The 22,189-nt window shown below is 55.6% G+C and carries 22 protein-coding genes; 3 read left to right on the forward strand and 19 right to left on the reverse strand.

The window, feature by feature from the left end; translation table 11 throughout:
- The first annotated feature begins 50 nt into the window (after positions 1-50).
- Together mfd and ldtC are read left to right on the forward strand one after the other, a co-directional pair.
- Positions 51-3,497, forward strand: a complete 3,447-nt coding sequence (gene mfd / locus AC1VYI_RS15605) for a transcription-repair coupling factor (RefSeq protein ID WP_023311167.1) — start codon at positions 51-53, stop codon at positions 3,495-3,497.
- 582 nt (positions 3,498-4,079) lie between these two features.
- Positions 4,080-5,045: a L,D-transpeptidase LdtC gene (gene ldtC, locus AC1VYI_RS15610; protein ID WP_063440351.1), complete on the forward strand. Its 966-nt coding sequence runs from the start codon at positions 4,080-4,082 to the stop codon at positions 5,043-5,045.
- 75 nt (positions 5,046-5,120) lie between these two features.
- On the opposite strand, the gene bhsA is transcribed toward ldtC, so the two are convergent.
- Entirely contained in the window at positions 5,121-5,378 is a 258-nt protein-coding gene (bhsA, locus tag AC1VYI_RS15615; RefSeq protein WP_023616599.1) for a multiple stress resistance protein BhsA, read from the reverse strand.
- A 244-nt stretch (positions 5,379-5,622) separates the two neighbouring features.
- Here bhsA and AC1VYI_RS15620 point away from each other — a divergent pair, with 244 nt between their 5' ends.
- Entirely contained in the window at positions 5,623-6,258 is a 636-nt protein-coding gene (locus tag AC1VYI_RS15620) for a TetR/AcrR family transcriptional regulator (RefSeq protein ID WP_134866526.1), read from the forward strand.
- 60 nt (positions 6,259-6,318) lie between these two features.
- Here AC1VYI_RS15620 and AC1VYI_RS15625 read toward each other — a convergent pair whose 3' ends face one another.
- From AC1VYI_RS15625 to fabD, 18 genes are all read right to left on the reverse strand, one after another.
- Positions 6,319-6,858, reverse strand: coding sequence for a glycine zipper 2TM domain-containing protein (locus AC1VYI_RS15625; RefSeq protein ID WP_008500779.1), 540 nt, complete (start codon positions 6,856-6,858; stop codon positions 6,319-6,321).
- A gap of 193 nt (positions 6,859-7,051) precedes the next feature.
- Positions 7,052-8,356, reverse strand: coding sequence for an NAD(P)/FAD-dependent oxidoreductase (locus AC1VYI_RS15630; RefSeq protein ID WP_023311163.1), 1,305 nt, complete (start codon positions 8,354-8,356; stop codon positions 7,052-7,054).
- A 238-nt stretch (positions 8,357-8,594) separates the two neighbouring features.
- Complete coding sequence (ycfP, locus tag AC1VYI_RS15635; protein WP_008500781.1) at positions 8,595-9,137, reverse strand: alpha/beta hydrolase YcfP; 543 nt, start codon at positions 9,135-9,137, stop codon at positions 8,595-8,597.
- Positions 9,138-9,171: 34 nt separating this feature from the next.
- The gene (gene nagZ, locus AC1VYI_RS15640; protein WP_134867383.1) at positions 9,172-10,197 is read right to left on the reverse strand and encodes a beta-N-acetylhexosaminidase; all 1,026 of its coding nucleotides are present in this window, start codon (positions 10,195-10,197) and stop codon (positions 9,172-9,174) included.
- An 11-nt stretch (positions 10,198-10,208) separates the two neighbouring features.
- Positions 10,209-11,033: a thiamine kinase gene (gene thiK / locus AC1VYI_RS15645; protein ID WP_134866527.1), complete on the reverse strand. Its 825-nt coding sequence runs from the start codon at positions 11,031-11,033 to the stop codon at positions 10,209-10,211.
- The gene (gene lpoB, locus AC1VYI_RS15650; protein WP_103791505.1) at positions 11,014-11,658 is read right to left on the reverse strand and encodes a penicillin-binding protein activator LpoB; all 645 of its coding nucleotides are present in this window, start codon (positions 11,656-11,658) and stop codon (positions 11,014-11,016) included. Before lpoB ends, thiK begins: the two co-directional genes overlap by 20 nt.
- 13 nt (positions 11,659-11,671) lie before the next feature.
- Positions 11,672-12,046: a YcfL family putative periplasmic lipoprotein gene (locus AC1VYI_RS15655; RefSeq protein WP_023311159.1), complete on the reverse strand. Its 375-nt coding sequence runs from the start codon at positions 12,044-12,046 to the stop codon at positions 11,672-11,674.
- A 1-nt stretch (position 12,047) separates the two neighbouring features.
- Complete coding sequence (gene hinT / locus AC1VYI_RS15660; protein WP_006809243.1) at positions 12,048-12,407, reverse strand: purine nucleoside phosphoramidase; 360 nt, start codon at positions 12,405-12,407, stop codon at positions 12,048-12,050.
- A gap of 248 nt (positions 12,408-12,655) precedes the next feature.
- The gene (gene ptsG, locus AC1VYI_RS15665; protein WP_023311158.1) at positions 12,656-14,089 is read right to left on the reverse strand and encodes a PTS glucose transporter subunit IIBC; all 1,434 of its coding nucleotides are present in this window, start codon (positions 14,087-14,089) and stop codon (positions 12,656-12,658) included.
- Between the two features lie 297 nt (positions 14,090-14,386).
- A complete protein-coding gene (locus AC1VYI_RS15670; protein WP_059445989.1) occupies positions 14,387-15,181 on the reverse strand; it encodes a metal-dependent hydrolase in 795 nt (264 codons plus the stop codon).
- A gap of 10 nt (positions 15,182-15,191) precedes the next feature.
- Positions 15,192-16,196 carry a DNA polymerase III subunit delta' gene (gene holB / locus AC1VYI_RS15675; protein ID WP_134866528.1) on the reverse strand — a complete coding sequence of 335 codons (1,005 nt, stop codon included), beginning with the start codon at positions 16,194-16,196 and terminating at the stop codon, positions 15,192-15,194.
- On the reverse strand, positions 16,193-16,834 hold the full coding sequence (gene tmk / locus AC1VYI_RS15680) for a dTMP kinase (RefSeq protein ID WP_134866529.1): 642 nt from the start codon (positions 16,832-16,834) through the stop codon (positions 16,193-16,195). The genes holB and tmk overlap by 4 nt, the downstream gene beginning before the upstream one ends.
- Positions 16,824-17,846, reverse strand: coding sequence for a cell division protein YceG (gene yceG / locus AC1VYI_RS15685; RefSeq protein ID WP_045357060.1), 1,023 nt, complete (start codon positions 17,844-17,846; stop codon positions 16,824-16,826). The genes tmk and yceG overlap by 11 nt, the downstream gene beginning before the upstream one ends.
- Before the next feature lie 2 nt (positions 17,847-17,848).
- A complete protein-coding gene (gene pabC, locus AC1VYI_RS15690) occupies positions 17,849-18,658 on the reverse strand; it encodes an aminodeoxychorismate lyase (RefSeq protein WP_063408615.1) in 810 nt (269 codons plus the stop codon).
- Positions 18,659-18,778: 120 nt separating this feature from the next.
- Positions 18,779-20,020, reverse strand: coding sequence for a beta-ketoacyl-ACP synthase II (gene fabF, locus AC1VYI_RS15695; RefSeq protein WP_023311152.1), 1,242 nt, complete (start codon positions 20,018-20,020; stop codon positions 18,779-18,781).
- 93 nt (positions 20,021-20,113) lie between these two features.
- Entirely contained in the window at positions 20,114-20,350 is a 237-nt protein-coding gene (gene acpP / locus AC1VYI_RS15700) for an acyl carrier protein (RefSeq protein ID WP_003857954.1), read from the reverse strand.
- Positions 20,351-20,504: 154 nt separating this feature from the next.
- Entirely contained in the window at positions 20,505-21,239 is a 735-nt protein-coding gene (gene fabG, locus AC1VYI_RS15705) for a 3-oxoacyl-ACP reductase FabG (RefSeq protein ID WP_226483705.1), read from the reverse strand.
- Between the two features lie 12 nt (positions 21,240-21,251).
- Positions 21,252-22,181, reverse strand: a complete 930-nt coding sequence (fabD, locus tag AC1VYI_RS15710; protein ID WP_111965541.1) for an ACP S-malonyltransferase — start codon at positions 22,179-22,181, stop codon at positions 21,252-21,254.
- Between the last annotated feature and the right edge of the window lie 8 nt (positions 22,182-22,189).

A 22,189-nucleotide genomic window follows, 5' to 3' on the forward strand; every position in this document is an offset into this window, starting at 1 on the left:
TGATATGCCCCAATACTGTTGGTATATCCATAAGAGACTCTGACATAGCCATGCCTGAACACTATCGTTATTCCTTGCCTGTCAAAGCGGGCGACCAGCGCCAGCTGGGTGAACTCACGGGCGCGGCGTGCGCCACGCTGGTGGCGGAAATCGCCGAGCGTCATCCAGGCCCGGTGATTCTGGTTGCCCCGGATATGCAAAACGCCCTACGCCTGCACGATGAAATTCGCCAGTTCACCGATAGCCTGGTGTTCAGCCTGGCCGACTGGGAGACGCTGCCGTATGACAGCTTCTCTCCGCATCAGGAGATCATCTCCTCGCGCCTGTCGACGCTCTATCAGCTGCCGACCATGCAGCGCGGCGTGCTGATTGTGCCGGTGAACACCCTGATGCAGCGCGTCTGTCCGCACAGCTATCTGCACGGTCACGCGCTGGTGATGAAAAAAGGCCAGCGCCTGTCCCGTGACGCCCTGCGCGCGCAGCTTGACGGTGCCGGCTATCGCCACGTCGACCAGGTGATGGAGCACGGGGAATACGCGACCCGCGGCGCGCTGCTTGACCTTTACCCGATGGGCAGCGACCAGCCGTATCGTCTGGATTTCTTTGATGATGAAATCGACAGCCTGCGCGTATTCGACGCCGACACGCAGCGCACGCTGGAAGAGGTGGAGTCCATCAATTTACTGCCCGCGCATGAGTTCCCCACGGACAAAACCGCTATTGAACTGTTCCGCAGCCAGTGGCGCGATAAGTTCGAGGTGAAGCGCGACGCGGAACATATTTATCAGCAGGTCAGTAAAGGCACGCTTCCTGCCGGGATCGAATACTGGCAGCCGCTGTTCTTCAACGAGCCGCTGCCTGCCCTGTTCAGCTACTTCCCGGCGAATACGCTGATTGTCAACACCGGGGATATCGACGCCAGCGCCAGCCGCTTTGAGAGCGAAACCCGCGCCCGCTTTGAAAACCGTGGCGTTGACCCAATGCGTCCACTGCTGCCGCCGGAAGCGCTGTGGCTGCGCACCGACGAGCTCAACGCCGAGCTGAAGCGCTGGCCGCGCATGCAGCTGAAAACCGATTCGCTTGCCGATAAGGCCGCCAATACCAACCTCGCCTTCCGGACGCTGCCGGACCTGGCCGTTCAGGCGCAGCAGAAATCCCCGCTGGATAATCTGCGCAAGTTCCTGGAGTCCTTCACCGGCCCGGTGGTGTTCTCCGTTGAGAGTGAAGGCCGCCGTGAAGCGTTAGGTGAACTGCTGGGACGCATTAAGGTGGCGCCGAAGCGCATCCTGCGCCTGAGCGAAGCGACCGGAAACGGTCGTTATCTGATGATTGGCGCCGCCGAGCACGGGTTCATCGACACGCTCAACAACCTGGCGCTGATTTGCGAAAGCGACCTGCTGGGCGAGCGCGTCGCGCGCCGCCGTCAGGACAGCCGTCGGACCATCAACCCGGACACGCTGATCCGTAACCTTGCCGAGCTGCACCCGGGCCAGCCGATTGTTCACCTGGAGCACGGCGTTGGGCGCTATCAGGGGATGACCACGCTGGAAGCGGGCGGCATCAAAGGTGAATACCTGATGCTCACCTATGCTAACGACGCCAAACTGTATGTCCCGGTCTCCTCCTTGCATCTGATCAGCCGCTACGCGGGCGGCGCCGAAGAGAATGCGCCGCTGCACAAGCTGGGCGGCGACGCCTGGGCGCGCGCGCGCCAGAAGGCGGCGGAAAAAGTGCGCGACGTGGCGGCCGAGCTGCTGGATATCTACGCCCAGCGCGCGGCTAAACAGGGCTTCGCCTTTAAGCATGATAAAGAACAGTACCAGCTGTTCTGCGACAGCTTCCCGTTTGAAACCACGCCGGATCAGGCCCAGGCCATCAACGCCGTGCTGAGCGACATGTGCCAGCCGCTGGCTATGGACCGCTTAGTCTGCGGCGACGTCGGCTTCGGTAAAACCGAAGTGGCGATGCGCGCCGCCTTCCTTGCGGTGGAAAACAACAAGCAGGTGGCGGTGCTGGTGCCGACCACCCTGCTCGCTCAGCAGCACTTCGACAACTTCCGCGACCGTTTCGCCAACTGGCCGGTACGTATCGAGATGCTCTCGCGTTTTCGCAGTACCAAAGAACAGACGCAGATCCTCGAACAGGCAAGCGAAGGCAAAATCGATATTCTGATCGGCACCCACAAGCTGCTGCAAAGCGACGTGAAGTGGAAAGATCTGGGGCTGCTGATCGTCGACGAAGAGCACCGCTTCGGGGTGCGTCATAAAGAGCGCATCAAAGCGATGCGCGCCGACGTCGATATCCTGACCCTGACCGCAACGCCAATCCCGCGAACCCTCAACATGGCGATGAGCGGCATGCGCGATCTGTCGATTATTGCTACGCCGCCGGCGCGCCGTCTGGCGGTGAAAACCTTTGTCCGCGAGTACGATAATCTGGTGGTGCGGGAGGCCATTCTGCGTGAGGTGCTTCGTGGGGGTCAGGTCTATTACCTATACAACGACGTGGAAAACATCCAGAAAGCCGCCGACAGGCTGGCAGAGCTGGTGCCGGAAGCGCGTATTGCTATCGGTCACGGGCAGATGCGCGAGCGCGAACTGGAACGGGTAATGAACGACTTCCACCACCAGCGCTTTAACGTGCTGGTGTGTACCACCATCATTGAAACCGGGATCGACATTCCGACGGCAAACACCATCATCATTGAGCGTGCGGATCACTTTGGCCTTGCGCAGCTTCACCAGCTGCGCGGCCGCGTCGGGCGTTCGCACCATCAGGCCTACGCCTGGCTGCTGACGCCGCATCCGAAAGCGATGACCACCGACGCGCAAAAGCGTCTGGAAGCCATCGCCTCGCTGGAAGACCTCGGCGCAGGCTTTGCGCTGGCCACGCACGATCTCGAGATCCGCGGTGCCGGCGAGCTGCTGGGTGAAGACCAGAGCGGCTCCATGGAAACCATCGGCTTCTCGCTCTATATGGAGCTGCTGGAAAACGCGGTTGATGCCCTGAAGGCCGGACGCGAGCCGTCGCTGGAAGATCTCACCAGCCAGCAGACCGAGGTCGAGCTGCGTATGCCTTCCCTGCTGCCGGACGATTTTATTCCGGACGTGAATACCCGACTGTCGTTCTACAAGCGCATCGCCAGCGCGAAGAAGGAGAACGAGCTGGAAGAGATTAAGGTGGAGCTGATTGACCGCTTTGGCCTGCTGCCCGATCCAGCGAGAAATTTGCTGGATATCGCGAGGCTGCGCCAGCAGGCGCAAAAGCTGGGGATCCGCAAGCTCGAAGGCAATGAAAAAGGCGGCGTGATTGAATTCGCCGAGAAGAATCACGTCAACCCGATGTGGCTGATCGGCCTGCTGCAAAAACAGCCGCAGCATTTCCGTCTGGATGGTCCAACCCGTCTGAAATTTACCCAGGAACTGACGGAGCGCAAAACCCGTATGGACTGGGTGCGTAACTTTATGCGCCAGCTGGAAGAGAACGCGATCGCCTGACCTCCATTCCCCTCTTAACTGAGGAATTTCATGTAGTTTATTAACCAGAAGCGATAAAAGTTGCTTCCGGAAAATGAATAGCTTACAGCGACACCCTGGTCCGGCTGTAAATCGCTGAGGCGTTTCCTGCAGGCCGGGGCGAGGCGCAGGGATGCGCCGAGAGGGCGGGCTTTACAGGGATGTTACCTCCGCCCGTTCCCGAAAAGCCGGAAGGAATAAGCCGAAGGTACCGCGTAGCGGCGATTTACCGCCGGGAGCCCGGGTCGCCAGGGTGGTGGCGACTGAGCCACCCTGGCACGTTCACAGGTCATGTCGTTACAGAGTACTAAGGAACATAAAGTGAACGGAATGACCACCAGAGTCGTATGTTCCCCCTCACCCCAGCCCTCTCCCTCAAGGGAGAGGGGGTCGTCCGTGCAGGCATTATTTTATGGGGATCCCTTCCCCTGTTAGCCCAGCGCTACGGGGGGACAATTTACAAACTCTTTGCACTTCACCCGATCTTCCCGACACACCCATTCGCCATAATTATGTTTAACGCCTTATAAAACAATAACCTTATCATTTACATGGATTATGGTGATGATGACCTCTTCGCGTTTTACTCGCTGGATGACCCTGTTTGCGCTGGCAGCCACCGTCGCGGTTGCGCTTCCCGCTCGGGCAAACACCTGGCCCCTTCCCCCTCCCGGCAGCAATGTCGTGGGCGAAAACCGCTTTCATGTGGTTGAAAATAATGGTGGTTCACTGGAAGCGATTGCCAAAAAATATAACGTCGGTTTTCTGGCCCTGCTGCAGGCAAACCCCGGCGTCGACCCGTATGTCCCGCGCGCGGGCAGCGTACTGACCATCCCGTTACAGACTATCCTGCCGGACGCGCCGCGCGAGGGGATGGTGATAAACCTGGCCGAACTGCGTCTGTACTATTATCCGCCGGGTAAAAATGAAGTCACCGTCTACCCGATTGGTATTGGTCAGCTGGGCGGCGACACCCTGACGCCGACGATGGTTACCACCGTCTCGGATAAACGCGCGAATCCAACCTGGACCCCGACGGCCAACATTCGTGCCCGCTATAAGGCCCAGGGGATCGATCTTCCTGCCGTGGTGCCGGCTGGTCCGGATAACCCGATGGGGCATCACGCGATACGCCTCGCGGCATACGGCGGCGTCTACCTGCTGCACGGAACGAATGCAGACTTTGGCATCGGCATGCGCGTCAGCTCCGGCTGTATTCGTCTGCGCGATGACGATATCAAAACGCTGTTTAACGTCGTTACGCCTGGAACCAAAGTGAATATTATCAATACGCCGATTAAGGTTTCAGAGGAGCCCGGCGGCGTGCGGCTGGTTGAGATTCATCAGCCGTTATCGAAAAACATTGGCGACGATCCGCAGACGCTGCCCATTAACCTGAATGCCGCGATGGTAAGCTTCAAAACGAATGCGAATACCAACAGCGTGGTGATGGAGCGCGCGATGGAAGCCCGGTCAGGCATGCCGACCGATGTCACCCGGCATCACGACGTCGTCCAGCAGTCGATGTAAATCAGAAATAAAAAAACGCCCTGCTGAGCAGGGCGTTTTTTATTGCAGTGGCATAAATGAGGGTTTATGCCCAGCTTATTTGTAGATGACCGCAGTGCCGTGCAGGGTGTTAGGACCGGTCACGGAGGTGATGCGGTAAGATTTAGCACCCATCTCTTGCGCTTTTTGTGCCAGCTGATCTTCCAGTGAACCCAGGTTAGTACCGGCAGACGCGGAGATTGTCCCGACTTTATGCTGGTCAGCAGGGGTGGATTGCACTTGTACAGCAGCAAAGCTTGCGAAAGAGAGTGAACTCAGAACAGCAGCAGCGATGAGGGTTTTTACGTTTTTCATGATGTTTACCTTTAGCAGATGAATTTGGAGGTCGTTAATCATTTAGTTAACGATCGATAGGTAAATCATAAACGTGATCCAGGTCACGCGTCAACATAATTTTATAACGACCATTAACTTAATTTTAAAATTGTTATTTTTCATACATATATGATTAATTTATTTTTAAGCATTCTGCACTGGTGGTGGGTTGCGTTTATTTTTATAATGGTCATTCACCAAACCAACAGAGGACCAACGGCAAATGACAACCGATGTCACGAGTTGTGCGAAGAAAAGCCGTGGCCGACCAAAAGTGTTTGACAGGGATGCAGCGCTTGATAAGGCCATGACTCTCTTCTGGCAACATGGGTATGAAGCAACCTCGCTTTCCGATCTGGTAGAAGCCACCGGAGCCAAAGCGCCGACGCTGTATGCCGAATTTACCAATAAAGAGGGACTGTTCAGGGCGGTGCTGGACAGATACATTTCGCGTTTTGCGGCGAAACACGAAGCCCAGCTGTTCTGCGAAGAGAAAAGCGTTGAACAGGCGCTTCGCGACTATTTCACCGCCGTCGCGACCTGCTTTACCAGTAAAGAGACGCCTGCGGGCTGCTTTATGATTAACACTTCTGCCACCCTTGCGGCGTCCTCCAAAGAGATTGCCAATACGGTGAAATCGCGGCATGCGAGGCAGGAGGAGACCCTCAGCGCCTTTCTGGCTCAGCGCCAGCAGCGCGGTGAACTCCCCGCACAATGCAACCCTCAGCTGCTGGCACAATACCTGAGCTGTATTTTACAGGGGATGTCGATCAGCGCCCGTGAAGGAGCCACGCTGGAAAAACTGCAGCATATTAGCGAAACCACGCTGCGGCTGTGGCCTGAGCTACTCAAAATCTAAAGCAAAAAAAAAGCTCCTCAGCCTGAGCGCATGAGGAGCTAAATTCAGAGAACATCTTTTTTACACTTTGTTATTCAGAACCAGCTGGCCGTTTCCATCCAGTGGGATTTGCGTGCCCGGGTCTTTATCCATGCGGATTTTGCCCTGCTGATCGCCAATTTTGTACGTCACGTCATAGCCCAGCATTTTTTCCGACTTATCATAGACGGTTTTGCAGCGTTGCTGAGTCGTGGTGTAGGTATCATTATCCTGCATCGCGCCCTGCACCTGATTACCGGCATAGCCGCCACCCAGCGCGCCGACCACGGTCGCTACGTCTTTACCCCGGCCGCCGCCGAACTGGTGACCAATTACGCCACCCGCTACCGCACCCAGAACAGAACCGGCAATGCGGTTTTCATCCTGCACCGGACGACGGTGCGTCACGGAAACGTTGCGGCACTCCTGACGAGGGGTTTTTACGGTTTCTTTAATCGGTGTAGCAGAAACCACCTGTGCATACTGCGGGCCGCGATCTAATACGTTGAGACTGGCAACGGCAGCCACACCTAACGCAGCCGCGACGCCAATCCCTATACCCGCCAACATTGATTTATTCACGGGACTTCCTCCTTTATTGCTATTGGTAACAATTTTGCAATGGAGGCACGGCTTCGCCAATAAGATAAAGGATCAAAAAAGGAGCGTTGAGAGGAGATATATTGTATTTAGGAGAACTCTTAAGCAGTCAAACTGTGATCTACAGCATGAAATGCTAAAAACTCCCTCCGGAGGGCCCGGAGGGAGTGAAAGATTAGTGCAGCTTCAGACGCGGACGGATCACGCGGTTGATTCTGCCCACCAGCATCATCAGCCCGGTTTTGAAGTAGCCGTGCAGCGCAATCTGGTGCATGCGGTACAGGGAGATATACACGAAGCGGGCAATGCGCCCTTCTACCATCATTGAGCCGCGCATCAGGTTGCCCATCAGGCTGCCGACGGTAGAAAAGTTTGACAGCGACACCAGTGAACCGTGGTCTTTGTAGACATAGGCTTTCATTGGCTTGCCTTTGTACTGCGCCAGAATGTTGTGCAGCACCAGGCTTGCCATCTGGTGAGCGGCCTGCGCGCGCGGCGGCACGAATCCACCTTCAGGACGCGCACAGGAGGCACAGTCACCGATGGCAAAGATTTCAGGATCGCGCGTGGTTTGCAGCGTTGGCTCGGTTACCAGCTGGTTAATGCGGTTGGTTTCCAGACCGCCGATCTCTTTCATAAAGTCAGGCGCTTTGATACCTGCCGCCCAGACCATCAAATCCGCTTTGATATACTCGCCGTCTTTGGTATGCAGGCCGCCTTCGTCGGCGCTGGTCACCATGGTCTGCGTCAGCACCCGCACGCCCAATTTGGTGAGCTCATTGTGCGCAGCACCGGAAATACGCGGAGGCAGCGCAGGCAGGATGCGTTCACCGGCTTCAACCAGCGTGACGTTCAGCGCTTCGTTAGTTAACCCTTTATAACCGTAGCTGTGCAGTTGTTTCACCGCATTGTGCAGCTCCGCTGACAGCTCAACGCCCGTCGCGCCGCCGCCGACAATAGCGATATTCACCTTACCGTTCGCACCCATATTGCTGGTGTACTTCAGGAACAGGTTCAGCATTTCCTGATGGAAACGACGCGCCTGATGCGGGTTATCGAGGAAGATACAGTGCTCTTTCACCCCCGGCGTGTTGAAGTCGTTGGAGGTACTGCCCAGCGCCATGACCAGCGTGTCGTACGCCAGTTTACGCTCGGGAACCAGCAGATCCCCTTTATCATCGCGCAGCTCTGCCAGGGTGATGGTTTTGCTTTCACGGTTGATGTCCACCACCGAGCCCAGCTGGAACTGGAAATGATGGTTGCGCGCGTGCGCCAGATAGCTGAGCGCGTCCACGCCCTCATCCAGAGAACCGGTCGCCACTTCGTGCAGCAGCGGTTTCCACAGGTGGCTGTGGTTACGATCCACCAGCGTAATTTTGGCTTTTTTACCGCGACCCAGCTTCTTGCCCAGCTGTGTAGCCAGCTCCAGCCCGCCAGCACCACCGCCTACAATCACTATCTTTTTCAATGGCGTAGTCAACGTGACCCCCTCAAATTATTAACCAATTGTTAATTAAAAGTTATAAAAATAACCCTTAATTAACAACAGGTTACAGCACTGAAACCATTCAGGTGCATTGAGAATACCACGTCAGGCGCATTGGTCATACCAAAATTGATATGCATCAAGTTTTGATGGCTTAAAAGTAGACAATTCTGGTCAAAAAGAAAGCCCGGTACGCTTTCGCGGCCGGGCTTTGATGCATGCGGGTAATTGATTAACCCAGCGTTTTAAACGCTTTGATACGCTGCAGATGCGGAGAGATGTTTTTGAACTTGTGGGTCTGTTCTTCGTCCCAGACGATCTCATAGTAATGATGCAGGAGCTCTGCTGCACGATGGCTGTTGAGCGCTTCATCATTACGCGAAAGGATCACCAGGCAGCGGTCGCGGTTTTTCTCACGGAAGTTGCTCACGCACTTGGTCGCAATATCGACATACTCTTCCGGGCGGTCAATTTTGCCTTCCATGTTCTCGTTCGGGAACAGATTTGGATTGAACACCACCTGGCGAATGTCGCACAGGAAGCCAATCCGCTCCGCCCAGTAGCCGCCCAGCCCCACGCCGCAAATCAACGGACGATCGTCGACGTTGAGCTGCAACATCTTGTCCACCTCTTTGAGCAGATGCTGCATATCATGCTTCGGATGGCGCGTGCTGTAGCTGATCAACCGTACATCCGGATCGATAAACTGCAGCTGCAGCACCTTCTCATGATTACCAGGACTGTTTGAGTCAAAACCGTGTAAATAGATGATCATCGTCTTCTCACCACGCTACGCCTTCCGGGAGGGTTTACAGGCTGGCTTTATGTGCCTGCCAGCGCTCATTCAGGTCTTCAAGCCGGGCGTTGACCGTCTTCCAGCGCGCCGAATCCATCAGCTCCTGACGGCTAAATGAACCTTTATGATACAATTGTGTAACACGCTCTGCATTGATCGGCGACAGGTTATCCAGCACGCTAACGGCACCTTTACGATTATTGCAGACCAGGATCATATCGCAACCTGCATCCAGAGATGCCTGACCGCGTTCAGCGTAGCTGCCCATGATCGCGGCCCCTTCCATCGACAAATCGTCAGAGAAAATCACGCCGTTGAAGCCCAGTTCCTGGCGCAGAACGGTTTTCAGCCAGTGCGGAGAACCGCTGGCAGGACGCGGGTCGACGTCGCTGTAAATCACGTGCGCGGGCATAATGGCATCCAGCTTGTTATCGGTGATAAGCGACTGGAAAACCGACATATCTTTGGCGCGAATCTCCGCTTCCGGGCGCGGATCGCGCGGGGTCTCTTTGTGAGAATCCGCCGTAACCGCCCCGTGACCCGGGAAGTGTTTCCCGGTGGTTTTCATCCCGGCATCGTGCATGCCGTCGATGAACCGGGTCGCCATTGCCAGCGCAATACGCGGGTCTTCATGGTATGAGCGCTCGCCAATGGCAGCGCTGATATGCCCTACATCCAGCACCGGGGCAAAGCTGATGTCGATATCCATGGCAATCATTTCGCTGGCCATCAGCCAGCCGGCCTCCTGCGCCAGTTTTCTTCCCTCTTCTGTGCCGAGCAGCGCGGCAAATGACTGGGCTGCCGGGAGACGGGTAAAACCGTCGCGAAAACGCTGCACGCGCCCGCCTTCCTGATCGACGGCCACCACCAGATGATTGCGCGATGCGGCGCGGATCTGACGCACCAGCTCACGCAGCTGCGCCGGATCGTGATAGTTGCGGGTAAACAGGATCAGTCCACCCACCAGCGGATGCGCCAGAATTTCACGCTCCTCCGCATCCAGCTCAAACCCTTCTACATCCAACATGACTGGACCCACATCCACCTCTCTTATCCTTTAGTTTGTAACTGACGCCAGGCATCGTCTGCCAGCGCAATAAATTGTTTCTCTCTGGACTGCCGATAGCGCATTTCAAACCAGCCAGCCATTAACATGACGACCCAGGGCCGCCAGCGTTTGACCTGACGCCTCAGCGCGTCGGGGTCAATATGTGCCATCCGGGCGTAGCCCCTGATGAGCATCTGCCGCGCGGCTTCACTCTCTGTCCAGACTGCCGCCAGCTCCAGCGCCACATCGCCATCTCCGGCATACTCCCAGTCAATAAGCCTGATGCCCGCTGGCGTATGAACAATATTCCCGGCATGAACATCCATATGCAACGGCGCGAGCCGAATCGGCTGCGGCTCGCCCGTTTTACGCAGCCGCTTAAGACGTGCCAGCCACACTGGAGTACGTCTGTCTGGCAGGGCTTGCTGCCAGTATTGTTCCAGTAGAGGGAATAACGTCGTTCGCCACCCCAGGCGTGGCTGCCGGTGCAGATGATACAGTATCGCCGCAAGCTCCGGCGTGTCCGGCAGCGCGCTTTTAACTTCACCTTCCAGATAGTCCACGGCCATCCAGCCCTGTCTGAAAAAACGAGGGGCAGGTACGAGATCCGCCGGAAGACGTCTCAGGGCACGAAACTGACGACGAAAATGAGAGGCAGGAGCAGAGGGGTCGTGATTTTGCCGCAAGACCAGACGTCGTTCGCCCTGCTCTATAATGCAACTCGCGCCGCCAAGCCCGGAATGGGCCTGCGGCGCGATAAGGCGGTACTGAGGAAAATAGCGCGTCAGAATCTCTTCACGCGTGCTGTCATTGTTGCGTAACCGCACCTTTACCTGACCAGATAATTTCTCCTGTCTGAACCAGCATCAGCTGCATCTGCAGGGCTGGGGTGTTCACGTTACCGGTGGCGTTAGAGTACAGCACATACTGTGCGCCAACGTTACGGGCAATGCCGATCGCCTTGCTGCGGGTGCCGAGGCTATCCTGCGGCGACAGGCCCAGCTGCTGTTTGGCGACGGCGAGCTGCTGAGCCGAGACCAGCGTAAACTTGCCGTTATTAGCAAGAGCATTACGCAGGGTTTCCGTGGCTTCACCCGCGTTCAGCGAACCGTTGGTACGGTTGTTGACGCTGTCGACCAGCAACACGCTGCCCGCCGTCACGCCCTGCGCCTGCAGCATTTTGCCTACCATCGGCTGCATTGCCCCGTTCCAGTCGTAATGGCGCACGCGCGGCGTGGGCTGTGACGTCTGGTCCGGATGTTCAATCGGGCCTGGCTGCGCCGGAATAGACGGTACAGACGGCACGGTTGGCTGCTGCTGCGTTGGCGGCGTCGGCTGTTCAGTACCCGGTTTAGCCTCTTCCACAGGCGCAGGCTGTTCAGTTCGGGTCACACACCCTGCGAGAAACAGAGCGAAAGCTGTCACGAGCGCATAGCGGCTCAAATTTTTAATCAAGGTTCACCCCTCAGAGATAAAGATAAAGTCTCACCTTATGCGCACCCAGATAGTTGGCGCTGCCATAGAGCGTTACCGACGACCTGGCCGGAATGGTGACGCTGCGCGGCGCCTCCAGCGGATGCATTTCAAGACCTCTTACGTCATACCAGAAAAAACGGTAGTGGACCGTCACTGGTTCATGTCTTTCATTAAAGAGCGTAGAAGAGGCAGATGAGTTGATTTCACTGATAGTCAACGCGGGCTGTTGCGCCGTGATGCCCGCGGCAAGCACGGAAGATTCCATGACCAGCGTCTGTTCATCATTCACGGGGATCGCCGGACGCGAGCTGCACCCCACAATCATCATCGCCATTACCAGCGCTGCAATACGCCCTTTCAGCATGTCAAAGACCTTTATGTGCCAGCATCGGCCCCAGAGGACGTCCACCCAGCAGATGCATGTGAATATGATAAACTTCCTGGCCACCATGGCGGTTGCAGTTCATGATCAGACGGTAACCGTCTTCTGCAATCCCTTCCTGTTCAGCGATTTTGGCAGCCACCGTCAGCATACGACCTAACGCCACTTCATGCTCGGTTTTTACGTCGTTTACAGTCGGAATCAGAATATTGGGGATGATAAGGATGTGCGTCGGAGCCTGAGGGGAAATGTCCCGGAAAGCCGTCACCAGTTCATCCTGATAGACGATATCTGACGGAATTTCGCGGCGGATAATTTTACTGAAAATCGTTTCTTCAGCCATGACCTTTTCCTTTTTTGTTTAATCTGGCGCAATGCGTCCGCTGTAAACACACTCCCGGGGTTCGGTGTGTGACACAATCCAAGAGTATGAGCGAGTTTCTCCTGTCCTTTCAACCTCCTCCCTCGATTTCTTTCCTGAATGTTCATCAGCTGACTGAAGAGTGACCGCTCTCGCGTCTCAGTGGCGTTTTTTAAGACACAAATAAAAAAGGCAGCCATTCGGCTGCCTTAGTCTCCCCAGGTCACAACTTAGTTGCTGCGGATGTACTCATCCATTTCGGTTTTCAGGTTATCGGATTTAGTACCGAAGATTGCCTGTACACCAGAACCTGCAACAACTACGCCCGCTGCGCCCAGTTTTTTCAGACCCGGCTGGTCTACTTTCGCTACGTCGGCAACGCTCACACGCAGACGAGTGATGCACGCGTCCAGGTTAGTGATGTTCTCTTTACCGCCGAACGCTGCGACCAGTGCCGGAGCCATTTCGCTGGTAGCGCCAGCTTTGCTGTCTTCTGTCGCATCTTCACGACCCGGAGTTTTCAGGTCCAGTGCTTTAATCAGCACGCGGAAGATAGTGTAGTAAACAACGGCATAGCACGCACCCACGATTGGGAACAGCCACAGTTTGCTGCTGTTACCGGACAGAACGATGAAGTCGATCAGACCGTGAGAGAAGGACGTACCGTCACGCATACCCAGCAGGATACAGATTGGGAACGCCAGGCCCGCCAGAATCGCGTGGATAACGTACAGGATCGGCGCAACGAACATGAAGGAGAACTCGATCGGCTCGGTGATACCGGTCAGGAACGAGGTCAGAGCTGCGGAGATCATGATACCGCCCACTTTTGCACGGTTCTCTGGCTTAGCAGAGTGCCAGATAGCAATCGCCGCGGCTGGCAGACCGTACATTTTGAACAGGAAGCCACCAGACAGTTTACCTGCAGTTGGGTCGCCCGCCATGTAACGTGGGATATCGCCGTGGAATACCTGGCCTGCTGCGTTGGTGAATTCACCAATCTGCATCTGGAATGGAACGTTCCAGATGTGGTGCAGACCGAATGGCACCAGGCAACGCTCGATGAAGCCGTAGATACCAAACGCCACAACCGGGTTCTGGTAAGCAGCCCACTGAGAGAAAGTCTGGATAGCAGAGCCGATTGGTGGCCAGATGAAGGACAGGATCACGCCAGTGAAAATCGCTGCCAGACCAGAGATGATCGGAACGAAACGCTTGCCCGCGAAGAAGCCCAGATACTCAGGCAGCTTGATGCGATAGAAGCGGTTAAACATATACGCTGCAATCGCACCGGAGATGATACCGCCCAGAACACCGGTGTCCGCCAGGTGTTTCGCGGCAATCTCTTCTGCCGGTAAATGCAGAACCAGCGGCGCAACCACAGCCATGGTTTTCACCATGATGCCGTAGGCAACCACTGCAGCCAGCGCAGAAACGCCGTCGTTATTGGTGAAGCCCAGAGCCACACCGATCGCGAAGATCAGTGGCATGTTAGCAAAGACAGAACCGCCTGCTTCGGCCATCACGTGGGACACTACGGCTGGCAGCCAGCTGAAGTTAGCAGAACCGACACCCAGCAGGATACCTGCGATAGGCAGTACGGATACTGGCAGCATCAGCGATTTACCGACCTTTTGCAGGTTAGCAAATGCATTCTTAAACATAATTGAGAGTGCTCCTGAGTATTTGTGCTTTTTTTACGCTTTCACGCATTGGCCCGGGGGGAGTACCGTGCCGTGGACAGGACATCTAAGCGCCCTTTATTTATTACACAGAGTAAAATAATTCCCTCTGAGTTTGTTTGACGGCTATCACGTTTCAGCTTAAGGCGGTCGAAAAACTTTCAGTTATTTACAAAAAGCATGTCCGGATGTGTCTAAATACACACTCACCGCCCCAAATGAGGCGGTGAACTTTACTCGCTTTACTTATTAATTACGAGCCTAAAAAAAACAGGTGTATCAGACAGATTGCAGGCGGGAGGGGTCGATATGGAACAGCGTGGAGAAGTTTTCCGTCGTCACGCGGGCCAGCTCATCGATGCTGACGCCCTTCAGTACGGCCATGTACTCAGCCACATCTCTCGTCATAGCGGGCTGGTTCTCTTTACCGCGATGCGGTACCGGTGCCAGGTACGGAGAATCCGTCTCCACCAGAATGCGATCGAGCGGAACATAACGTGCAGCATCACGCAGCTGCTCAGCGTTACGGAACGTCACGATCCCCGAAAACGAGATATAAAACCCCAAATCAAGCAGCTTCCCCGCCGTTTCTCTGTCTTCTGTGAAACAGTGTAGTACGCCACCGCAATCCGTCACCTTTTCTTCCCGGAGGATAGCCAGGGTATCCGCGCGCGCATCGCGGGTGTGGACGATAACCGGCTTGTTCAGTTCCCGGCCAATGCGAATATGGTTGCGGAAGGACTCCTGCTGGCGCGGTTTGGTTTCCGGCGTGTAAAAATAGTCCAGCCCGGTCTCGCCCATCGCCACCACGCCCTCTTCGGCTGCCAGTCGGCGCAGATCCTCAACGTCGTACGCCTCGTCCTGATTCAACGGATGCACGCCGCAGGAGAACACCACGTTATCGCGAACGCCCACCAGCTCACGCATGGAGCGGTAGCCCGGCAGCGTGGTCGCCACCGCAAGACAGAATTTCACATCGCGGGCAGCGGCTTTTGCCAGCACGTCATCCACGTTTTTATGCAGGGATTGATAATCCAGGCCATCAAGATGGCAGTGTGAGTCGACTAAAAACATAATGTCTCTCTCAGAGATGGGAAACAGGCGGTGTGACGCCGGGTTGCAGGTAATGTTCGATACGCAGTAACTGGTCTGTCAGTAAAAGCTCGCGATTAAGACCCGTCACGGTTAAAAGCTGTTCACGGCTCTGGCAGATGTCATGGAGCATCGCGTGAAGAATCTTCCCTGAGAGGCGGTTCGCCAGCGTATTCACCAGCGGCAACGCGTCCGGGTTGGTCAGAAGCGTAGCCCCCTGCTGGATTTTGAGCGCATCCAACAGCAAGGAGGCCAGCCAGTGCAGACGCTCAACGGCCCGATCGCTGTTAAGCGCAGGCAGTAAACTTAGCCAGTCCTGACTGTTCAGTGAGGCATCCAGGGCCCGGCAGAGCGTTTCTCGCTCTGACCAGACGTCAGGCTGCAGTAGTGCCAGCGCCGCCGCGGGCGCGCCGCTGCTCAGGCGCAAGGCGGACAGCGCGCCCTCTGGTGACGTTGTCACCTCTCGTTCAAGCCAGCTCAGCGCCCACGATTCCTGAGGTACCGCCAGGTGATGAAGACGACAGCGGCTGCGCAACGTCGCCAGCAATCGTCCCGGGTCACGGCATGAGAGGAAAAACCACGTTTTAACCGGCGGCTCTTCCAGGGTTTTAAGCAGGGCGTTAGCCGCCGCCTCGGTAAGCAAGGTGGCGTCTTTAAGCCAGACCACTTTAGCGCCGCCCAGTCGCGCGTGCTCATACAATTTTTCACTGACTTCACGCACGGCATCAATACCGAGCGCGCTTTTGCCCTTCTCAGGCTCAAGGGTGTAGTAGTCTGGATGCGTCCCCGCCTGCATGAGCTGGCAGCCACGGCATTTACCACAGCTCTTGTGCCCTTCCGGCTGCTGACACATCAGAAAACGGGTGATGGCATAAATCAGCGCATCATCACCCATCCCTGGCATTGCCTGAATCAGTAACGCATGATGCCCCCGACCCGCCTGATAGCTGCCGATCAGCTGTTCAAAGTGTGGGCGCAACCATGGATACCATTTCATGCCTGCTGCTCCTGCACCCACTGCGTAATGGTGTGTTGAATGTCGCTCGTGACGTCGTCCAGGGACTGCGTCGCATCAATGGTACAAATTGAGCTGTCCTGTGCGGCCAGCTCAAGATAGCGCGCGCGGGTGCGGTTAAAGAAATCAAACGACTCTTGTTCAATGCGGTCCAGCTCGCCGCGCGCGCGGGCACGTTTGAGACCCACTTCCGGGGTCACATCCAGATAGAGCGTCAGGTCGGGGCGAAAATCACCCAATACGGCATTACGCAGCGTTGCGAGCATTGTCTGGTCGATGCCGCGTCCTCCGCCCTGATACGCCTGAGTCGACAGATCGTGACGGTCGCCGATCACCCACTTGCCCTCGGCCAGGGCGGGTTTGATCACCGTCTCAACCAGCTGAACGCGCGCCGCGTAGAACATCAGCACTTCGGCCTTGTCAGTGATAACTTCGTCGCCGACGGATTTGATATCCAGTACCAGGCTGCGCAGCTTTTCAGCCAGCTGCGTGCCGCCCGGCTCGCGGGCAAATACCATGTCCGCCACACCAAGCGCTTTGAGCGTATCCACCACCACGTTGCGGGCAGTGGTTTTACCCGCCCCTTCGAGTCCCTCAATGACAATGTATTTACTGCGCATTTTTTTCCTTAAGTGCCTTCAGATAGTCCTGAACAGAGCGATTGTGGCTGGCAAGGTTGGTGTTAAAGGTATGCCCCCCTTTTCCATCAGCCACAAAATAGAGATACGGTGTTTTAGCCGGATGCGCGGCGGCTTTCAGCGACGCCTCGCTCGGCGTGGCAATCGGGCCTGGCGGTAAACCGCTTATCACGTAGGTATTATACGCCGTTGGCGTCTCCAGATCTTTTCTGGAAATCTTGCCCATATAGCTCTCGCCCATGCCGTAGATAACGGTAGGATCGGTTTGCAGGCGCATGCCGATGCGCAGACGGTTGATAAATACCGACGCCACCCGATCGCGCTCAGCAGCGACGGCAGTCTCTTTCTCGATGATCGAGGCCATGGTCACGAACTGGTTCGGATCGCTGTAAGGCAATCCTTCCATCCGCCCTTCCCAGGCGGCATCTACGGCGGCAACCATTTTTTTGTGCGCCCGCTTCAGGATAGCCACATCGGTCGTGCCTGCCGTGTACATCCAGGTGTCTGGCCAGAACCAGCCTTCCACCCATTCCGGATGTTCAAGCTTCAGCGCTTCTGCCACCGTCTGATAGCTATCGTCTTTTAACGTATGTTTGATATACGGCGCGTCACGCAGCTGTTTGAGGTAATCGCTCAGGCGCATCCCTTCCACAAACCGCAGGGGGAACTGGGCTTCTTTACCACTTTCCAGCAGCTGCAGCATCTCTCTGACGGTCATTCCCGGCGTAAAGCGATAGGTACCAGCTTTGAAATGTGACAGCTCAGGCTCCACGCGCAATAGCCACTGGAAGACCCGTGGACGATTGATAATCTTGTCGCCATAGAGCTGTTCCCCAAGCGCCTGACGGCCGGTTCCCGCTTTCAGGGTAAAGATCGTTTCGTCTTTAACCAGGATCTTGCTGTTCGCCAGCTGGCGAACTTTCCATACGCCCGCTCCGCCGGCGACGCCCAGCGCAACGATGAGGATAAGGACAAAGCGCAACATTTTTTTCATGACTATCTGGTTTGCTCACATATCGGGGCTAAAAACTGAAACAGCTCGCGCGAAGACCAGCGTTGTTGGCCATACGCACGGACGGGTACAACAGGCATCAGCGCATTGCAGATGATGACTTCATCTGCGGTCCGTAGCGCCGCTTCTCCTGCGCTAACTTCGACAACGCGAAAGCCAGAGCGTGCCAGCTGTTGCAGACAAAACTGACGCATTAACCCATTTACGCCAGCGTATTCCAGCGACGGAGTGAACACCTCTTCCCCCTGCCGCCAGAGTAAATTAGCCGCACAGCATTCCGTAATGAACCCTTCGCTGTCAAGAACCAGCGCCTCATCGGCGTCCGTCTGTTCAAGATGAGTACGAATGAGCACCTGCTCGAGGCGGTTGAGATGCTTAAGCCCGGCCAGCATCGGGTTTCGTCCCAGTCGTACAGGGCTCAGCGTCAGCGTGACGCCGTCTTCTCGCCAGCGAGAATAATGCGCGGGATAAGCAGAAACGGAGAGGATACGCGTTGGGTTGAGGCACGATGCAGCGCTGTAACCCCGGCCACCACTGCCGCGGCTGATGATGACTTTGAGTACGCCGCTGTCCTTCCCGGTTCCCAGCTCGCACATTTCCTGACGCAGCGTGTCCCAGTGCGTAAAGGGGATCATGAGCTTTTCACAGCCATGCTGCAGGCGTCGAATGTGCGCCTCAAGCAGGCAGACATCGCCGTCCAGAATGCGCGCCGTCGTAAAGCAACCATCACCGAACTGTATCGCCCTGTCGCTGGCAGGCAGCGTGTCCTGCTCAAGGCCATTGATTAAAAACATGGTGGCTCCTTATGCGTGGGCAATTAGTCTGGCAGGATGTCATGCAGCCGACAAGAAGATTAGGCTTAATAAAAAAGGCCCGGCAAGCGGACCTTTTTAAATGCGACAGGGACGTCAGGATCAGATCTTTTTGAAGATCAGAGAACCGTTGGTACCACCGAAGCCGAAGGAGTTACACAGGGTGTACTCCATACCGCTAACCTGACGCGCTTCGTGAGGAACGAAGTCCAGATCGCAACCTTCATCCGGGTTATCCAGGTTGATGGTTGGCGGAACAGCCTGATCGCGCAGCGCAAGGATGGAGTAGATTGACTCTACCGCACCCGCCGCACCCAGCAGGTGACCGGTCATGGACTTGGTGGAGCTCACCATTACGCGGCTGGCAGATTCGCCGAAGATAGACTTAACCGCCTGAGCTTCAGCTTTATCGCCTGCAGGTGTAGAAGTACCGTGCGCGTTCACGTAGCCAATTTGTGCTGGGGTAATACCCGCATCACGAATCGCGTTTTCCATCGCCAGCGCAGCACCCGCGCCGTTCTCAGGAGGAGACGTCATGTGGTAAGCATCGCTGCTCATGCCGAAACCAACGATTTCAGCATAAATTTTCGCGCCGCGTTTTTTCGCGTGTTCGTATTCTTCCAGTACGATCATGCCCGCCCCGTCGCCCAGCACGAAGCCGTCACGATCTTTATCCCACGGACGGCTCGCCGCCTGCGGATTATCATTACGGGTAGACAGCGCACGCGCCGCACCGAAACCGCCGACACCCAGTGGGGTACTGGCTTTTTCAGCACCGCCCGCAACCATAGCATCTGCATCGCCGTACGCAATAATGCGCGCGGCCTGGCCGATGTTATGTACGCCAGACGTACAGGCAGTCGCGATTGAAATGCTTGGCCCACGCAGGCCGAACATGATGGTCAGGTGACCTGCCACCATGTTAACAATCGTGGACGGAACGAAGAACGGGCTGATCTTACGCGGGCCGCCATTCATCAGAGATGTATGGTTTTCCTCGATCAGGCCAAGACCGCCAATCCCGGAGCCGATAGCGGCGCCGATACGGGTTGCGTTCTCTTCCGTAATTTCAAGACCAGAATCCTGCATGGCCTGAACGCCAGCGACAATTCCATATTGAATGAAGGCATCCATCTTGCGCTGTTCTTTGCGCGAGATGATATCTTCACAGTTAAAATCCTTTACTAAGCCAGCAAATTTTGTTGCATAGGCGCTAGTATCGAAATGGTCGATTAGGCTGATGCCGCTCTGACCGGCAAGGAGAGCTTTCCAGGTGGACTCTACGGTATTGCCGACAGGAGACAACATGCCAAGTCCGGTCACAACTACACGACGCTTAGACACGTTTGTCCTCCAGGGAGGGATAAAAAAAAGAGATTCGTGGGACTAAATAAAGATAAAACTCAGGCGGTCGAATGACCGCCTGGAGATGTTCACTTACGCCTGGTGACCGTTGATGTAATCAATGGCAGCCTGAACGGTGGTGATCTTCTCAGCTTCTTCGTCCGGAATCTCAGTATCAAACTCTTCTTCCAGAGCCATTACCAGCTCAACGGTGTCAAGAGAATCTGCGCCCAGGTCTTCAACGAAGGAAGCGGAGTTCACAACTTCTTCCTGCTTAACGCCCAGCTGTTCGCCGATAATTTTCTTAACGCGTTCTTCGATAGTGCTCATACTCTTAAATTTCCTATCAAAACTCGCTTTCGCGATGGTTTTCGTAGTGTATAAAATGTTGAAAAATTTGCAACTAAATCCCGGCAGTTCGTACCACGATTTTACGTTATTTTGAGGCCATTCGCCCTAATAACGCAAATATTTTTCATCGTGGTTAAACCATATACATCCCGCCGTTGACGTGGAGGGTCTCACCAGTGATGTAACCCGCTTCGTCAGAGGCTAAAAATGCAACCGCACTGGCGATTTCTTTAGGGTCGCCAAGACGACCCGCCGGAACTGCCGCCAGCGTACCCGCACGCTGCTCATCAGTCAGCGCACGCGTCATGTCCGTTTCAATAAAGCCCGGAGCAACAACGTTTACCGTAATACCGCGGGACGCAACTTCACGCGCCAGCGACTTACTGAAACCAATCAGACCTGCTTTCGCCGCAGCGTAGTTAGCCTGACCAGCATTTCCCATGGTACCAACCACAGAACCGACAGTGATAATACGACCATGACGCTTTTTCATCATAGCGCGCATTACCGCTTTTGACAGACGGAATACAGATGACAGGTTGGTTTCGATGATATCGTTCCACTCGTCGTCTTTCATTCGCATTAACAGGTTATCGCGAGTGATCCCGGCATTGTTTACCAGAATATCCACTTCACCAAACTCTGCGCGAATATTTTCCAGAACAGATTCAATAGATGTAGGTTCAGTCACATTCAGTACCAGACCTTTACCGTTTGCACCCAGATACTCGCTGATGGCCTGAGCGCCATTCTCGCTGGTTGCTGTACCAATCACCTTCGAGCCGCGCGCAACCAGTGTTTCAGCAATTGCACGCCCGATACCGCGGCTTGCGCCAGTGACCAGGGCGATTTTTCCTTCAAAACTCATGGTATTCCTCTTTTATTGCGAGAGTGCCGCTGACATCGCTTCCGGCTCGTTAATCGCCGAGGCTGTCAGGGTGTCAACAATACGTTTTGTCAGACCGGTGAGGACTTTACCTGGGCCGACTTCATACAGATGCTCAACGCCCTGAGCGGCCATAAACTCAACGGTTTTGGTCCACTGTACCGGGCTGTAGAGCTGGCGAACCAGCGCGTCGCGGATAGCTTCCGGTGCGGTTTCGCATTTCACATCGACGTTGTTCACAACGGAAATCGTCGGTGCGTTAAACGTAATTTTTTCCAGCTCAACCGCCAGCTTCTCGGCGGCAGGCTTCATCAGAGCACAGTGAGACGGCACGCTGACCGGAAGTGGCAGCGCACGCTTAGCACCCGCTGCTTTACAGGCCGCACCCGCGCGTTCAACCGCTTCTTTATGACCGGCAATAACCACCTGGCCCGGCGAGTTGAAGTTTACCGGAGAGACAACCTGGCCTTCAGCAGATTCTTCACACGCTTTTGCAATTGCAGCATCATCCAGACCGATGATGGCAGACATGCCGCCCGTACCTTCCGGCACCGCTTCCTGCATGAATTTACCGCGCAGTTCAACCAGACGTACCGCGTCAGCAAACGCGATCACGCCGGCACACACTAGCGCTGAGTATTCACCCAGGCTATGACCCGCGAGCAGCGCTGGCGCTTTACCGCCCTGCTGCTGCCAGACGCGCCACAGCGCAACGGACGCGGTCAGCAGCGCTGGCTGAGTCTGCCAGGTTTTGTTCAGTTCTTCGGCCGGACCCTGCTGGGTCAGCGCCCATAAATCATAACCCAGTGCATCAGAAGCTTCACGGAAAGTCTCTTCAATTACCGGGTAGTTTGCTGCCATTTCAGACAACATCCCAACGGTTTGAGAGCCCTGGCCCGGGAACACAAAAGCAAATTGCGTCATTTTTTATT

Source organism: Enterobacter sp. QK-SA4 (assembly GCF_056856775.1).

Excerpts from the sequence above, each read along its gene's own strand:
- mfd (WP_023311167.1), top strand. The coding sequence starts at position 51 with ATGCCTGAACACTATCGTTATTCCTTGCCTGTCAAAGCGGGCGACCAG.
- bhsA (WP_023616599.1), bottom strand. The coding sequence starts at position 5,378 with ATGAAAAACGTAAAAACCCTCATCGCTGCTGCTGTTCTGAGTTCACTC.
- pabC (WP_063408615.1), bottom strand. The coding sequence starts at position 18,658 with ATGTTTTTAATCAATGGCCTTGAGCAGGACACGCTGCCTGCCAGCGAC.
- hinT (WP_006809243.1), bottom strand. The coding sequence starts at position 12,407 with ATGGCTGAAGAAACGATTTTCAGTAAAATTATCCGCCGCGAAATTCCG.
- AC1VYI_RS15670 (WP_059445989.1), bottom strand. The coding sequence starts at position 15,181 with ATGTTTTTAGTCGACTCACACTGCCATCTTGATGGCCTGGATTATCAA.
- fabG (WP_226483705.1), bottom strand. The coding sequence starts at position 21,239 with ATGAGTTTTGAAGGAAAAATCGCCCTGGTCACTGGCGCAAGCCGCGGT.
- ptsG (WP_023311158.1), bottom strand. The coding sequence starts at position 14,089 with ATGTTTAAGAATGCATTTGCTAACCTGCAAAAGGTCGGTAAATCGCTG.
- ycfP (WP_008500781.1), bottom strand. The coding sequence starts at position 9,137 with ATGATCATCTATTTACACGGTTTTGACTCAAACAGTCCTGGTAATCAT.
- tmk (WP_134866529.1), bottom strand. The coding sequence starts at position 16,834 with ATGCGCAGTAAATACATTGTCATTGAGGGACTCGAAGGGGCGGGTAAA.
- holB (WP_134866528.1), bottom strand. The coding sequence starts at position 16,196 with ATGAAATGGTATCCATGGTTGCGCCCACACTTTGAACAGCTGATCGGC.
- fabD (WP_111965541.1), bottom strand. The coding sequence starts at position 22,181 with ATGACGCAATTTGCTTTTGTGTTCCCGGGCCAGGGCTCTCAAACCGTT.
- AC1VYI_RS15655 (WP_023311159.1), bottom strand. The coding sequence starts at position 12,046 with ATGCTGAAAGGGCGTATTGCAGCGCTGGTAATGGCGATGATGATTGTG.
- acpP (WP_003857954.1), bottom strand. The coding sequence starts at position 20,350 with ATGAGCACTATCGAAGAACGCGTTAAGAAAATTATCGGCGAACAGCTG.
- AC1VYI_RS15620 (WP_134866526.1), top strand. The coding sequence starts at position 5,623 with ATGACAACCGATGTCACGAGTTGTGCGAAGAAAAGCCGTGGCCGACCA.
- ldtC (WP_063440351.1), top strand. The coding sequence starts at position 4,080 with ATGATGACCTCTTCGCGTTTTACTCGCTGGATGACCCTGTTTGCGCTG.
- yceG (WP_045357060.1), bottom strand. The coding sequence starts at position 17,846 with ATGAAAAAAATGTTGCGCTTTGTCCTTATCCTCATCGTTGCGCTGGGC.